This is a genomic window from Rahnella sp. BIGb0236, from assembly GCF_004364755.1.
Classification (GTDB): Bacteria; Pseudomonadota; Gammaproteobacteria; order Enterobacterales; family Enterobacteriaceae; genus Rahnella; species Rahnella victoriana.
In genome coordinates, this window is record NZ_SOAO01000017.1 from 46390 (window position 1) to 60071 (window position 13682).

The following is a 13682-nucleotide window of genomic DNA, read 5'->3' on the forward strand; positions in this document are numbered from 1 at the left end:
GCAAGTGCAGAGAAATAATGGATGTTAAGAAACGTTTTTAATCGCTGGTAAAATGACACGGCTAAATGACAGAAAAATAACCGTTAAATGACAATGAAGTGACAGCAGCATGAAGTGCAGGTGACGAACAGATGGCAAAAAATAAGGCGCATCGGGTTAACGATGCGCCTCAGGGAAGACGAAAAAGAGGAATTACAGTGCGCGTTTCAGACGGGCGACCGCCTCGTGCATTTGTTCTTCCGTCGCGGTGGCGAAGGAGAGACGGAAGGTCGAGTGGTCAGGGTTATCGGCGTAGAAAAATTCGCCCGGCACAAACACCACGCCCTGCTCCAGCGTCTTTTTCATCCACTCCGCGCAGTTACGCGGTTCGCGGAAGCGCGCCCACAGGAACATACCGCCTTTCGGGTATTCAAAGGTCAGCACATCGCCCAGTTCGCTTTCCAGCAGTCCGGCCATGATCTGACATTTCTTTTTGTACGCCGCACGGATGGTTTCGATCTGCTTCGGCAGACGACCCAGACCGAGATAGTATTCCGCGATAGTCTGCGACAGCGCGCTGGCGTGCAGATCCGCAGCCTGTTTGATGATGGCGACTTTATGCAGCAACCAGTCAGGCATAATTACCCAGCCCAGACGCAGGCCCGGTGCCAGAATTTTGGAGAACGTCGAGGTGTAGATGATGTTCTCCGCGTGACCGAACAGCGCCTTCGACAGCTCGAACAGCGTCGGCTGGCGTTCATCGGTGAATCGCAGTTCGCCGTACGGGTCATCTTCGACGATCAGGAATTCATGCTCTGCCGCCAGTTTCACCAGTTGCTCACGACGGGCGCGGCTCAGGGTCACACCGCTCGGGTTGCCGAACGTGGGCACCAGATACACACCTTTGATTTTCTGCGTTTTCAGCAGTTCCGCCAGTTCGTCGACAATCATGCCGTCGCCGTCAGAACCGACGGACAGCAGTTTGGCTTCAGCCAGTTCCAGCGTCTGTAACGCCGCCAGATAGGTCGGGCGTTCCACCACGAAAATGTCATCCGGGTTCACCACGGCGCGCATCACCAGATCCAGCGCCTGCTGGGAGCCTGCGGTGACCACGATATCGTCCGGGCTTGCGACCACGCCACGTTGCTGACAAAGCTCAGCAATACGCTCACGCAGCGTATAACTGCCTTCGGTCAGACCATACTGGAATGCGTGTTCCGGTTGTTCGGTAATCGCCAGTTGGGTGGCTTCACGCAGACCGTCGAAATCAAAAAGCGCCGAAGAAGGAATACCACCCGCCAGCGAAATAACGCCTTCCATCTTGCTGTGTTTCAGCAATTCCCGGATGGCTGAACTTTTGAGCCTGACCATACGGGCGGCGAGTAAACCTTCTGTGTTCATGACATGTTCCTGATGATGTGCAAAGTTATACGAATGTAAGAGATGTTAATTTATAGACAAAATAAAAACCGCAAAGCGCTTGCCGTGCGGTTTACCAGATTTATCACAGATTTTTAAAATGTGAAGCCACTTTATGCGCCGAGATAGGCCGCACGCACCGCTTCGTTCGCCAGCAAGGCCGCGCCGGTATCTTCCAGTACCACATGACCGTTCTCCAGCACATAACCGCGATCGGCGAGTTTCAGCGCCTGATTGGCGTTTTGCTCGACCAGGAAGATGGTCATCCCTTCTTCACGCAACTGCTGGATGGTGTCGAAAATCTGCTGGATGATGATCGGTGCCAGCCCCAGCGACGGCTCATCGAGCAGCAGCAGACGCGGCTGGCTCATCAGCGCACGGCCGATTGCCAGCATCTGTTGCTCACCGCCGGACATGGTGCCGGAACGCTGAACGCGACGCTCTTTCAGGCGCGGGAACAGCGTAAACACGCGCTCCAGCCGGGCATGAAACTGATCGCGGGTGGCAAAGAATCCGCCCATCGCCAGATTCTCTTCCACCGTCATGCGGGAAAACACCCGACGGCCTTCCGGCACAATCGCGATATCGCCGCGCATGATTTTGGCGGTCTGCCACTGCGTGATGTCCTGCCCTTCGAAAATGATCGCGCCGTGGGAGGCACGCGGTTCGCCACATAAACTGCCGAGCAGCGTGGTTTTACCCGCGCCGTTCGCGCCGATCAGCGTGACGATTTCGCCTTTGTTAATACTCAGACTGACTTCATGCAGCGCCTGAATTTTGCCGTAATGGGCGGATACCTGATTGAATGACAACATCTTGTTCTGTCCCTTAACCTTCGCCTAAATAGGCGCGGATCACGTCAGGATTATTACGAATTTCAGCCGGTGTGCCTTGTGCCAGCGGCGTGCCCTGATTCACCACGTAGATGCGGTCAGAAATGCCCATCACCAGTTTCATGTCGTGCTCAATCAGCAGCACCGACACGTTGTGCTGGTTACGCAATTCCGCAATCAGCTGGTTCAGCTCTTCGGTTTCACGCGGGTTAAGACCGGCAGCCGGTTCATCGAGCATCAGGATTTCCGGCCGCGTGACCATGCAGCGGACGATTTCCAGACGGCGTTGCTGGCCGTAGGCCAGATTGCCCGCCTGACGGTTGGCCAGTTCAAGTAATCCGACACGTTCCAGCCAGTCGGCAGCGCGATCCAGCGCATCGGTTTCGGCGCGACGGAAACCCGGCGTTTTGAACAGCCCCGCCAGTACGCCGCTTTTCAGGTGCTGATGCTGGGCAACCAGCAGGTTTTCAATCACCGTCATTTCACGAAACAGTCGCACGTGCTGGAAAGTACGCACCACGCCCATGCGGGCAATTTTCTGCCCCGGCAACCCTTCCAGATGCTGATCACGCAGCTTAATGGTGCCGCCGCTCGGTTTGTAGAAACCGGTCAGGCAGTTAAATACCGTGGTTTTACCGGCACCGTTCGGGCCGATCAGCGAAACAATTTCGCCCTGGTTGAGGTTCAGCGCCACGTTGTTGACCGCCAGCAGGCCGCCAAAACGCATCATCAGACCTTCAACCGCTAACAGAGGTTGCGTGCTCATGCCTGTTCCCCCTGATCCGCGATTTGTTTCTTCGAAAGCTTCAGTTTGAGATGAACACGTTTCATCGGCAGCAAGCCCTGCGGACGCCAGATCATCATCAGCACCATTAACGCACCGAGCAGTAACATGCTGTATTCGTTGAGATCACGCATCAGCTCGCGGGAAACCACCAGCAGAATCGCCGCCAGAATGACCGCAAACTGCGAGCCCATTCCGCCGAGTACCACGATAGCCAGCACGAAGGCAGATTCCGCAAAGGTGAAGGATTCCGGGCTGACAAAGCCCTGACGCGCGGCGAACAGCGTACCGGCGAAACCGGCAAATGCGGCGCTGATGGTGAACGCAGTCAGTTTGATGCGGGTCGGGTTCAGCCCCAGCGAACGGCAGGCAATTTCATCCTCACGCAACGCTTCCCACGCGCGGCCCAGCGGCATCCGCAACAGACGGTTGATGATGAACAAGGTGGCGATCACCAGCAGCAGCGCCACCATGTACAGGAAGATAATGCGGTCACTCGGGTCATAGGCAACATGGAAGAAGTTGCTGAAGGTATCCCAGCCGCCGTCGCGTGGCGTCCGGCTGAACTCCAGCCCGAACAGCGTCGGTTTCGGGATCTGGCTGATGCCGTTCGGCCCGCCGGTCAGTTCGGTATTATTGAGCAGCAGGATACGGACGATTTCGCCGAATCCGAGCGTCACAATCGCCAGATAATCTCCGCGCAACCGCAGCACCGGGAATCCGAGCAGGAAACCAAAGGCTGCTGACACCAGTCCGGCCAGCGGCAAGGCTTCCCAGAATCCGATGCCGTAATAGTGATTGAGCAGCGCGTAAGTGTAAGCGCCGATGGCGTAAAAGCCGCCGTAACCCAGTACCAGCAGGCCGGACAGCCCGACCACCACGTTCAGACCGAGGCCGAGCATGATGTAGATCAGGGTCAGCGTGGCGATATCCACCGTGCCGCGCGAGACGATAAACGGCCAGGCAATGGCAGCGATAATCAGCACCAGCGCCAGCAGTTTTTGTTTCGGCGTCGAGCCATCAAAGCTTGGCAACACCCAGCCCGGCCCCGAGACTTTTTTCAGGCCGCTGCTGACCATCGGACGGAATAACTGGAACACGAAGACGATGGCGCAGCCGATGGCAATCCACGTCCAGCGAACCTGACCCGCGCCGTTGACCACCAGTTTTGTGCCATCAAGGCCCAGTTGCAGGCCCATGATGAACGCCGCCAGCACCAGCAGGACGAAAGCGGAAACCAGCGCATTTAACAGATTCAGGCGCTTCATACTTTCTCAACCTCCGGACGGCCAAGAATACCGGTCGGCAGCACCAGCAGCACCACGATCAGTAATGCGAAGGACACCACGTCTTTATATTCAGTGCTCAGATACGCCGAGGTCAGCGCTTCGGCCACGCCCAAAATCAGGCCGCCGATCATCGCGCCCGGAATACTGCCAATGCCGCCGAGAACCGCAGCGGTGAAAGCTTTCATGCCGGCCATAAAGCCGATGTACGGGTTGATCACGCCATAGAACTGACCGAGCAGAACGCCCGCGACGGCCGCCATTAACGCGCCAATCACGAAGGTCAGGGAAATTACGCGGTCAGTGCTGATCCCCAGCAGGCTGGCCATTTTCAGATCTTCCGCACAGGCGCGGCAGGCACGACCCATACGCGAATAACGGATGAACAGGGTCAGCGCCAGCATCGCGACAAACGTGACGATCCAGATGATTAACTGCATGGTGCTGATGGTCGCCGCAAAGCCGTTGGCTTCGCCCAGTTTCCACTGGCCGGTGACGAGGCTTGGTAAAGCGAGATCGCGTGAGCCTTGCGTGAGGCTGACGTAGTTTTGCAGAAAAATTGACATCCCGATGGCGGAAATCAGTGCAATCAGTCGTTTGGAGTTACGCACCGGCTTATACGCCACGCGTTCAATGCTCCAGCCGTAGGCACTGGAAATCACAATCGCGGCGATAAAACCGGCACCGATCAGCAACCAGCTGGCGTCGATACCCATCATCATCAGAGCGGCGATTACGATAAAAGAGACATAACTGCCGATCATATACACCTCACCGTGGGCGAAGTTGATCATGCCGATAATGCCGTAAACCATGGTGTAACCAATGGCGATCAGCGCATAAGTGCTGCCCAACGTGACACCGTTGAACATCTGCTGAATGAAATAGAGGAACTGCTCTGACATACCCTATCCTTATTAATCAAGGGTTTGATAACTTGTGCTACTCCTCCCCCTGCGAAGGGGGAGGTTGGGAGGGGGTTTTGCAAACAACGCCGTTGCCATTAATACCCCACCCCAGCCCTCCCCTTCGCAGGGGAGGGAGCGGAGAACCACTTTGGTGCGGTTTTATTTGATCGGGGTAGACGTGCCGTCTTTATGCCACTCGAAAATACCGAATTCGAATCCTTTCAGGTCACCTTTCTCATCCCAGCTCAGCGGGCCCATGACGGTATCCACTGACGCTGATTTCAGGTTTTTGGCGATATCTGCCGGTTCCATGCTGCCGCTGCGTTCCATACCGGTGGTCAGCGCCTGCAATGCAGCGTAAGTCGTCCAGACGAACGGACCGGTTGGATCCAGTTTCTTGGCTTTCAGGGCATCGACGATTGGCTGGTTAGCCGGAACCTGATCGTAACGTTTTGGCAGGGTTACCAGCATGCCTTCGGAAGCATCGCCGGCGATGTTAGACAGTGAGGAGTTGCCTACGCCTTCCGGACCCATGAATTTCGCTGCCAGACCCGCTTGTTTTGACTGACGCAGGATCTGCCCCATTTCCGGGTAGTAACCGCCGAAATAGACGAAATCGACGTTTTCTTTCTTCAGACGCGCCACCAGTGTGGAGAAGTCTTTGTCGCCTGCGGTCACGCCTTCAAACAGCACCACGTTGCCGCCGCCTTTTTTCAGCGCGTCCTGTACGGAACGGGCCAGGCCTTCGCCGTATTGCTGTTTGTCATGCACAACAGCGATACGTTTTGGTTTGATGGTGTCGAGGATGTATTTCGCGGCAGTCGGACCCTGATCGGAATCCAGACCGGTGGTACGCATCACCATTTTATAACCACGGGTGGTCAGGTCAGCGTTGGTCGCCGCCGGGGTGATCATCAGCACGCCTTCGTCTTCATAGATATCAGAAGCAGGCTGAGTGGAAGAAGAGCACAAGTGGCCGATCACGTAACGGATACCGTCGTTGATCACTTTGTTGGCGACCGCCACGGCTTGTTTCGGGTCACAGGCATCGTCATATTCCACGCCAACCAGTTTGTCACCCTTCACGCCGCCTTTGGCGTTGATGTCAGCGATAGCTTGTTTTGCACCTGTAAATTCCATGTCACCGTACTGGGCAACCGGACCTGACATAGCACCCACAATGGCGACTTTAATATCTTTGGCGAATGCCGCCTGACTCATTGCTAATGCAATACAACCTGCCAGCCAGATCTTACCCTTTGTTACTTTCATCCGATTACCCCGTTCATGTGTGTGTTGTGGTTTGCTCTTTTGTTGCCTGTTCAAAACATCATCACTTAGGAAATTTAGTATAAGTAATAACGAGTTACCGGCTTATTTCGTCTTGTTTTCGAATAAGACTTTATAATTCATATCATTAAACAGGAATTTTCTTCTGCAAATCAAATGGCACAATCAGAAATATGAGGTGTAAACAGAATTTTATTTGGGTGAAAAAGCGGTTCGGATTTAAACAATCAGTCGTTAACACTGGCATTATTGATTAAAGCCAACATTTATCGCTTATGCAGAGATCTCTAAAAAAGTTTTCGACCTGTTACTGTACAAAAAAAGTTACGCCCGTTTTTCAGAACGATCCGCTACACTGGCGTTCCCATTTTCTGACCCGTCCGCCTCATGAAATTAACCATCCAAAAACGCACTTCACTCAGCGCCCAGGACCTGATCGATCTGGCAAAAATCTGGCCGGAGCAAACCGAACATGACTGGCAGGCCTCTTTGCAAAACAACCGTGCGCTGTTTGCGGCGGTATTTAATGAACGCATTCTTGGTGCAGTGAAAATCACCCTCGACGGCGATCAGGGGCAACTCAGCGATCTGCGGGTACGGGAAGTGACGCGCCGTCGCGGTGTCGGGCTGTATCTGATGGAAGAGTTGCAGGCGCAACTGCCGCAGGTGAAAAGCTGGACGATGCACGCAGAGCCGGAACCCGTGCTGGATGCCTTTATGCAGGCCTGTGGTTTTGTGCGTGAAGGGAATGTCTGGAAAAAATCCTGAAGGCTGAATTTCAGGCATAAAAAAAGCGACCATAAAGGTCGCTTTTTAACAGGGTGAATCTGCGTTTATCAGGCTTCGATCGCCATACGCAGTTTCTTCATCGCGTTCTTTTCCAGCTGACGAACACGTTCTGCGGAAACACCGTACTTGTCGGCGAGTTCCTGCAGGGTCGATTTGTTATCGTCGTCTAACCAGCGGGCACGGATGATATCCTGGCTGCGTTCGTCCAGACCTTCCATTGCACTGGAAAGTTTGTCGGTCGCGTCCTGATCCCAGTTATCTTCTTCGATGGTTTCTGCAAAGTCAGAACTTTTGTCTTGCAGATACAGCATCGGTGCCATCGCTGCGCCGTCGCGTGGTTCATCATCCGGGGTCGGATCAAACGTCATGTCCTGTGCGGCCATGCGTGATTCCATTTCCAGCACATCTTTGCTGGTGACACCCAGTTCGCGGGCAACATGCTCCACTTCGTCATGGCTGAACCAGCCCAGACGCTGTTTGTTTTTGCGCAGGTTGAAGAACAGCTTACGCTGCGCTTTGGTGGTGGCGACTTTCACGATGCGCCAGTTACGCAGCACATATTCGTGAATTTCTGCTTTGATCCAATGCACGGCAAAGGACACCAGACGCACACCGACTTCCGGATTAAAACGGCGAACCGCTTTCATCAGGCCGATATTCCCTTCCTGGATAAGGTCTGCCTGTGGCAAACCGTAACCTGAATAGTTGCGGGCAATGTGAGCAACAAAGCGCAGGTGAGACAGGATCAGCTCTTTCGCTGCTTCCAGGTCACCGTCGTAATGCAGCCGTTCAGCCAGCGCCCGTTCTTCCTCTGCGGTGAGCATAGGATAGGCATTGGCGGCCCGAACATAGGCTTCCAGGCTACCTTGGGGTACTAATGCTAAAGTGCGCATTTCTTTGGTCATTCAAGCCTCTCATGTATGACGTAATGCAGGTTTTATACCACGTTGCTGCGGGATGATACCGCTACGTTGCTGGCCTTCAGGGGCGACAACAAAGCAACGCCGAGCCCTTCATATTCGCTGCTCTACGACCACGAATTTTACATAAAGTTCACGGACAGATTCAACAGTCTGATGACTGTATGTGACAGACTGACTATTGGATAGTGAATTTGTGCCATTGCAGGGGAAGCAGGAAAATGATGGGACGATATAGCAAGAATCGGCTGTTCCCCTGAACACAAAGACTGAGCAGCAGGGGAACATTATAGCAAATTCTCACTACTGTGGTGTAAATCGCCGTAAATGTTGAACCGTCGCCAGCCAGGCGGCAATCCAGCCAATCATTGCGGACACGATCAGCAGCAACAGGCTTTCATCCCAGCCCAGACCGTGCAGGTCAAACGTCGTGCCGAACACTTGTGCGACCTGGGTCACCACGCTCTCAAGGCGCAGCACCAGGACTTCCGAGAGGATCAGCGACAGCAACGCGCCGGTGAAACCGAGCATCGCCCCCCCGTTGAGGAACGGCCGCAAAATGAATCCGTCGGTCGCGCCAATCAGCTTCATCACGTTGATGGTATCGCGACGGCTGAAGATACTCAGTCGCACACTGTTACCAATCACCAGGAAGACGGCGATCACCATCAGGATGCCAATCATCGCCGCAATCTGCCCCACCAGACCGGTCAGCGCCGCAAGACGGGCAAACCAGCTGTCATCCATACGCACTTCATCCACGCCATGCACCGCCGCCACGCGGTCGCGCAAGGTGTTGAGTGTGGCGGAGTCCTGGAAATTCATTTTCGGCGTGATAATGGCGACGGCAGGCAGCGGATTTTGCTCCAGCATGTCCATCGCGCCGCCAAAGCCTGACCAGTTGCGGAATTCACCCATTGCTTCTTCACGGGAGAGATAATTGACTTTATCCACGCCCGCTTCGGTTTTCAGGGTTTTCACCACATTTTCTGCGGCGTCATCATCCAGTGCTTTGTCGAGATACACGGTCAGTTGCGGCGTCGGATACCACTGTTCAGCCGCGGTACTGACGTTTTTCCACACCAGATAACAGACACTTGGCAACGTCAGGGAGATGGCAATGACCATCACCGTAAGCAGCGTCGCCAGCGGCTGACGCAGCATGTCAGCCAGCGCGTTCATCCACGCATAGCGCCACTGTTCGCGCCAGCCACCCTGCAACGCTTTGCTTTTCGCGGCGCGGGCACTTTTGGCGGTTTTCGCCGGGTTCGGACTGTTCGCCATTAGTACATCCCTCCCGACATACGCCCCTGACTCAGCGTCAGCGTGCGGTAATTACGACGGGCAATCAGACCCACGTCATGCGTCGCCATCAGAACGGTGACGCCGACACGGTTAAATTCTTCGAATAAACGCAAAATGCCTTCCGACAATTCGCCGTCGAGGTTACCGGTCGGTTCATCCGCCAGCAGCACCGCCGGTTTGTTCACCACCGCACGGGCGATGCCCACACGTTGCTGTTCCCCGCCGGAAAGCTGGATTGGCAGATTCTTCGCTTTATCCAGTAATCCCACTTTATCCAGCGCAGCCGACACGCGACGGCGGATATCTTCGCTGCTGGCCCCGGAAATGATCAGTGGCATTGCCACGTTGTCATAGACGGTACGATCCATCAGCAGATGGTGATCCTGAAAGATCATGCCGATCTGGCGACGCAGGAACGGCACTTCGCTGGATTTCAGACGGCTGATGTCATGACCGCCAAACAAAATGTGACCGGCGCTCGGGCGTTCAATGCCGCAAATCAGCTTGAGCAGGGTACTTTTCCCTGCGCCTGAGTGTCCGGTCAGAAATGCCATTTCCGCTTGCTGGATGTGAAAGTTGACGCCCTGAAGCGCCTGTCGTCCGCCCAGATAAGCTTTACTGACCTGTTCAAAGCGAATCATCCGTATTAATCCTCTCGGGCAAAAAGTGCCTCAATAAAATCGTCTGCCTTAAACGGCCTTAAATCTTCGATACCTTCACCGACACCAATGTAGCGGATCGGAATGCTGAACTGATCGGCGATGGCAAAGATCACGCCGCCTTTCGCGGTGCCATCCAGTTTCGTCAGCGTTATCCCGGTCAGCCCGACGGCTTCGTTGAACAATTTCGCCTGACTGACTGCATTCTGGCCGGTGCTGGCGTCGAGCGTCAGCATCACTTCATGCGGTGCATCTTCGTCGAGCTTCTTCATCACGCGGACGATTTTCTTCAGCTCTTCCATCAGGTGCGCTTTGTTTTGCAAACGCCCGGCGGTATCGGCAATGAGTACGTCGATATTACGGGCTTTCGCCGCCTGAATGGCATCGAAGATAACGGACGCGGAGTCCGCACCGGTATGCTGTGCAATCACCGGGATCTTGTTGCGCTGACCCCAGACCTGCAACTGTTCTACGGCTGCGGCACGGAAGGTATCACCCGCCGCCAGCATCACCGATTTACCCTGTGCTTCAAACTGGCGCGCCATCTTACCGATGGTGGTGGTTTTACCGACGCCGTTCACGCCAACCATCAGAATGACATACGGGGTTTTTCCGCTGACATCCAGTGGCTCGTCAACTTTCGCCAGTATTTCGGACATTTCTTCCTTCAGCTTGCCGTACAGCGCATCTGCGTCTTTCAGTTGCTTACGCGACGCATGCTCGGTGAGTGAAGTGATGATTTTACGCGTGGTTTCGACACCCACGTCGGCGATCAGCAGCTGTTCTTCCAGCTCTTCGAACAGATCGTCGTCGATTTTCTTACCACGGAACAGCCCCACAAAGCCGGAGCCGAGATTCTGTTTGGTTTTGACCAGGCTGCGTTTCAGACGGGCAAAGAAGCCTTCTTTGGTCGGGCGTTCCTGCTCGGTTTCACCGGCGGGCAGCACAACGATCGGATCCAGCGCCACCGGCAGCGGTTCTTCTTCGGCGACCACATCGTCAACCGAATCAATGGCATCCTGACGCTGGTCTTCGGCAATTTCTTCTGCCGATTCAACAAACTCGTCTTCCGCGATCTGTGCTTCAACCCTGTCTTCTTCAACAGCATCAGGCCGGGCAGCCACCTGTTCGGTGATGTGAACGATTTCTTCTGCCAGTTCAGCCGCCGCCTGCTCACGCACCGGCTCAGGTTTTTCTTCCGGCTCAGGCTCTGTCAGCGGTTCCGGTTCAATCTCCGGTTCCGGCTCGACGAGTGGCTCAGGCTGGATTTCGGGTTCAGGTTCGACATCCGGTGCAGGTTCAGCTTTTGGCTCTGCGTCAACTTCAGGTTCTGCAACAGGCTCGCGAACGAGCGGGACACCCGGTGCTTCCGTCAGTTGCTCTTCGACAACCGGCTGTTCTTCGCGTGTTTCTTCCTTCTGCTGATCTTCTTCCTGACGGCCACGACCGAACCAGGAGAAGAAACCGCGTTTTTTGTCTTTTGCCATTTTACAACTTCACTCCTCGCCGTTAATGACTGGCGAACGGATTATTAATAGGGTTATGGTCAGGCAGTCTATCACTTTCCCCTTCAGGCAACACGCCCGCGTGTTGAATTCCGCTGGCTTTTCAATCGACAATGTTAAACATTTGCCCATTGCCCGCACACCGGTAGAATAGCCCTCCAAACGATATGCAACGAAGCCCGACGGCTTTGAATGACACAAGCGAACTATGGCAAAGAAACCCAACACTCCCGCCGCAGGCCAGATCCGAATTATTGGCGGACAATGGCGCGGACGCAAACTTCCGGTTCCACACAGCCCGGGGCTGCGCCCGACCACCGATCGCGTGCGCGAAACGCTGTTCAACTGGCTGGCACCGGTTTTACAAGGCGCGCATTGCCTGGACTGTTTTGCAGGCAGCGGCGCACTCGGTCTGGAAGCCTTGTCCCGTTATGCGGCCAGCGCGACACTGCTGGAGTTTGAACGCCCGGTTGCGCAACAGTTAGAGAAAAACCTGGCGCTGCTAAACGCCGGTGATGCGAAAGTATTTAACGTCAATGCCCTGAACTGGCTGGCAAAAGCCGGAAGTGCCTTTGATGTGGTTTTCCTCGATCCGCCTTTCCGCAAAGGCATTCTGCAAGACACGCTGAACCTGCTGGAGCAAAACCAGTGGCTGGCTGACGAAGCCTGGATTTATGTCGAAACAGAAGCCGAACACGACACTCTGGATGTGCCCGCCAGCTGGCGTTTACACCGTGAAAAAGTCGCCGGACAAGTTGCTTATCGCCTCTACCATCGCGATGTGACGCCTGAAACCGGCTCACCAGAACAGGAGCAGTAAGATGTTGATCAATATTGGTCGGTTGTTGATGTTATGTATTTGGGCGTTTCTGGCGTTTAACCTGATCCACCCGTTCCCGAAACCGATCAAATACTTTTTAGACGTGGCGATTGTGTTCATGTTCTTTATGCACGGCCTGCAGGTCATGCTGCTGAAAGCCACGCAGGGCAAGGAAAAGGACACCATCGGCCCGTGGCTGCAAACCCGCATTTTCCTGTTCGGCGTGTTCGAACTGATGGCCTGGCAGAAAAAACAGCCGCCGTTGCCGACCAAAAAGTAACTCCCGCTTTTACGGCGCGTCCTGCGCCGTAAACTGTCCCGCTATTCTAAACCAACGTGAATCAGACCGGCCGTTACGGGGATTTCTGATTGTCGCCGGTATGCCCTCTCTCCTACACTGAAAACAAGTACAGGAAAACAGGATGTGTTTTCCTGAAGGCAGACCCTTGCATCGGTTTTATGTTCTGTTCTGAAATATAAAAGGATAAACAATGAGTTGGCCATTCCTCGCTGTATTTTTCTCCGGCTGGTTGTTCGTTGATGCCAGCTATCGCGGCCCGCGCTGGCAACGCTGGGTATTCAAGCCCGTCACGTTATTGCTGCTGCTTCTGCTGGCCTGGCAGGCACCGACACTGAATGTTTACAGTTATCTGATCCTGCTGGGTCTGGCGGCGACGCTGGTGGCGGACAGCCTGTTGCTGCTGCCTGAAGAGCGCTTTATGTACGCCATTGGCGCGTTCTTCCTCTCGCATCTGCTGTATACGCTGAGTTTCGCCAGCCAGATGACCATTACGTTTTTCTGGCCGCTGCCGCTGACCTTGCTGATCATCGGCGCGATACTGCTTGCGGTGATCTGGACACGACTTGCCGAGCTGAGATGGCCAGTGACCACTTACATCGCCATGACCCTGCTGATGGTCTGGCTGGCGGGTGAGCAATATTTTGCCCGCAGCACCGACATGGCGTTTTCGCTGTTCTGCGGCGCGGCGCTGTTACTGCTGGGCAATATTTTCTGGCTGCTCAGCCGCTACCGCTTCACCTTCCGCGCTGCCGACGCGCTGGTCGCCGCCTGTTATTTTGGCGGGCACTTCCTGATCGTCCGGTCTTTGTACCTGTAACCTCCCTCAGCGGAACCGTTCTGGTTCCGCTGATAAAATAAGGGTTGACCTTAGAGCTAACTCCAAC

The 13682-nt window shown here is 54.7% G+C and carries 14 protein-coding genes; 4 read left to right on the forward strand and 10 right to left on the reverse strand.

The window, feature by feature from the left end:
* Positions 1–192 precede the first annotated feature (192 nt).
* The 6 genes from EDF78_RS23200 to EDF78_RS23225 form a co-directional block, all read right to left on the reverse strand.
* A complete protein-coding gene (locus EDF78_RS23200) occupies positions 193–1380 on the reverse strand; it encodes a PLP-dependent aminotransferase family protein (RefSeq protein WP_119825618.1) in 1188 nt (395 codons plus the stop codon).
* Between the two features lie 131 nt (positions 1381–1511).
* Complete coding sequence (livF, locus tag EDF78_RS23205; RefSeq protein WP_095924236.1) at positions 1512–2213, reverse strand: high-affinity branched-chain amino acid ABC transporter ATP-binding protein LivF; 702 nt, start codon at positions 2211–2213, stop codon at positions 1512–1514.
* A 13-nt stretch (positions 2214–2226) separates the two neighbouring features.
* Entirely contained in the window at positions 2227–2997 is a 771-nt protein-coding gene (livG, locus tag EDF78_RS23210; protein ID WP_133823987.1) for a high-affinity branched-chain amino acid ABC transporter ATP-binding protein LivG, read from the reverse strand.
* Complete coding sequence (locus EDF78_RS23215; protein WP_095924235.1) at positions 2994–4283, reverse strand: high-affinity branched-chain amino acid ABC transporter permease LivM; 1290 nt, start codon at positions 4281–4283, stop codon at positions 2994–2996. Before EDF78_RS23215 ends, livG begins: the two co-directional genes overlap by 4 nt.
* Complete coding sequence (livH, locus tag EDF78_RS23220) at positions 4280–5206, reverse strand: high-affinity branched-chain amino acid ABC transporter permease LivH (RefSeq protein WP_095924234.1); 927 nt, start codon at positions 5204–5206, stop codon at positions 4280–4282. Before livH ends, EDF78_RS23215 begins: the two co-directional genes overlap by 4 nt.
* A 162-nt stretch (positions 5207–5368) precedes the next feature.
* Complete coding sequence (locus EDF78_RS23225) at positions 5369–6481, reverse strand: branched-chain amino acid ABC transporter substrate-binding protein (RefSeq protein WP_095924233.1); 1113 nt, start codon at positions 6479–6481, stop codon at positions 5369–5371.
* A 405-nt stretch (positions 6482–6886) separates the two neighbouring features.
* Here EDF78_RS23225 and panM point away from each other — a divergent pair, with 405 nt between their 5' ends.
* On the forward strand, positions 6887–7267 hold the full coding sequence (gene panM, locus EDF78_RS23230) for an aspartate 1-decarboxylase autocleavage activator PanM (protein ID WP_133823988.1): 381 nt from the start codon (positions 6887–6889) through the stop codon (positions 7265–7267).
* A gap of 68 nt (positions 7268–7335) precedes the next feature.
* On the opposite strand, the gene rpoH is transcribed toward panM, so the two are convergent.
* The 4 genes from rpoH to ftsY form a co-directional block, all read right to left on the reverse strand.
* Positions 7336–8193 carry an RNA polymerase sigma factor RpoH gene (rpoH, locus tag EDF78_RS23235; RefSeq protein ID WP_095924231.1) on the reverse strand — a complete coding sequence of 286 codons (858 nt, stop codon included), beginning with the start codon at positions 8191–8193 and terminating at the stop codon, positions 7336–7338.
* Positions 8194–8511: 318 nt separating this feature from the next.
* Positions 8512–9492 carry a permease-like cell division protein FtsX gene (ftsX, locus tag EDF78_RS23240; RefSeq protein WP_095924230.1) on the reverse strand — a complete coding sequence of 327 codons (981 nt, stop codon included), beginning with the start codon at positions 9490–9492 and terminating at the stop codon, positions 8512–8514.
* Positions 9492–10154, reverse strand: a complete 663-nt coding sequence (ftsE, locus tag EDF78_RS23245; protein WP_095924229.1) for a cell division ATP-binding protein FtsE — start codon at positions 10152–10154, stop codon at positions 9492–9494. The genes ftsX and ftsE overlap by 1 nt, the downstream gene beginning before the upstream one ends.
* A 5-nt stretch (positions 10155–10159) precedes the next feature.
* Positions 10160–11659, reverse strand: coding sequence for a signal recognition particle-docking protein FtsY (gene ftsY / locus EDF78_RS23250; RefSeq protein ID WP_133823989.1), 1500 nt, complete (start codon positions 11657–11659; stop codon positions 10160–10162).
* Between the two features lie 226 nt (positions 11660–11885).
* Here ftsY and rsmD point away from each other — a divergent pair, with 226 nt between their 5' ends.
* From rsmD to EDF78_RS23265, 3 genes are all read left to right on the forward strand, one after another.
* On the forward strand, positions 11886–12497 hold the full coding sequence (gene rsmD, locus EDF78_RS23255; protein ID WP_095924227.1) for a 16S rRNA (guanine(966)-N(2))-methyltransferase: 612 nt from the start codon (positions 11886–11888) through the stop codon (positions 12495–12497).
* A 1-nt stretch (position 12498) separates the two neighbouring features.
* The gene (locus EDF78_RS23260; protein ID WP_095924226.1) at positions 12499–12777 is read left to right on the forward strand and encodes a DUF1145 family protein; all 279 of its coding nucleotides are present in this window, start codon (positions 12499–12501) and stop codon (positions 12775–12777) included.
* A 211-nt stretch (positions 12778–12988) separates the two neighbouring features.
* Complete coding sequence (locus tag EDF78_RS23265; RefSeq protein WP_013577476.1) at positions 12989–13615, forward strand: lysoplasmalogenase; 627 nt, start codon at positions 12989–12991, stop codon at positions 13613–13615.
* The last annotated feature ends 67 nt before the right edge of the window (positions 13616–13682 follow it).

Coding starts and splice junctions, on each gene's coding strand:
- EDF78_RS23200 (WP_119825618.1), bottom strand. CDS start 1,380: ATGAACACAGAAGGTTTACTCGCCGCCCGTATGGTCAGGCTCAAAAGT.
- livF (WP_095924236.1), bottom strand. CDS start 2,213: ATGTTGTCATTCAATCAGGTATCCGCCCATTACGGCAAAATTCAGGCG.
- livG (WP_133823987.1), bottom strand. CDS start 2,997: ATGAGCACGCAACCTCTGTTAGCGGTTGAAGGTCTGATGATGCGTTTT.
- EDF78_RS23215 (WP_095924235.1), bottom strand. CDS start 4,283: ATGAAGCGCCTGAATCTGTTAAATGCGCTGGTTTCCGCTTTCGTCCTG.
- livH (WP_095924234.1), bottom strand. CDS start 5,206: ATGTCAGAGCAGTTCCTCTATTTCATTCAGCAGATGTTCAACGGTGTC.
- EDF78_RS23225 (WP_095924233.1), bottom strand. CDS start 6,481: ATGAAAGTAACAAAGGGTAAGATCTGGCTGGCAGGTTGTATTGCATTA.
- panM (WP_133823988.1), top strand. CDS start 6,887: ATGAAATTAACCATCCAAAAACGCACTTCACTCAGCGCCCAGGACCTG.
- rpoH (WP_095924231.1), bottom strand. CDS start 8,193: ATGACCAAAGAAATGCGCACTTTAGCATTAGTACCCCAAGGTAGCCTG.
- ftsX (WP_095924230.1), bottom strand. CDS start 9,492: ATGGCGAACAGTCCGAACCCGGCGAAAACCGCCAAAAGTGCCCGCGCC.
- ftsE (WP_095924229.1), bottom strand. CDS start 10,154: ATGATTCGCTTTGAACAGGTCAGTAAAGCTTATCTGGGCGGACGACAG.
- ftsY (WP_133823989.1), bottom strand. CDS start 11,659: ATGGCAAAAGACAAAAAACGCGGTTTCTTCTCCTGGTTCGGTCGTGGC.
- rsmD (WP_095924227.1), top strand. CDS start 11,886: ATGGCAAAGAAACCCAACACTCCCGCCGCAGGCCAGATCCGAATTATT.
- EDF78_RS23260 (WP_095924226.1), top strand. CDS start 12,499: ATGTTGATCAATATTGGTCGGTTGTTGATGTTATGTATTTGGGCGTTT.
- EDF78_RS23265 (WP_013577476.1), top strand. CDS start 12,989: ATGAGTTGGCCATTCCTCGCTGTATTTTTCTCCGGCTGGTTGTTCGTT.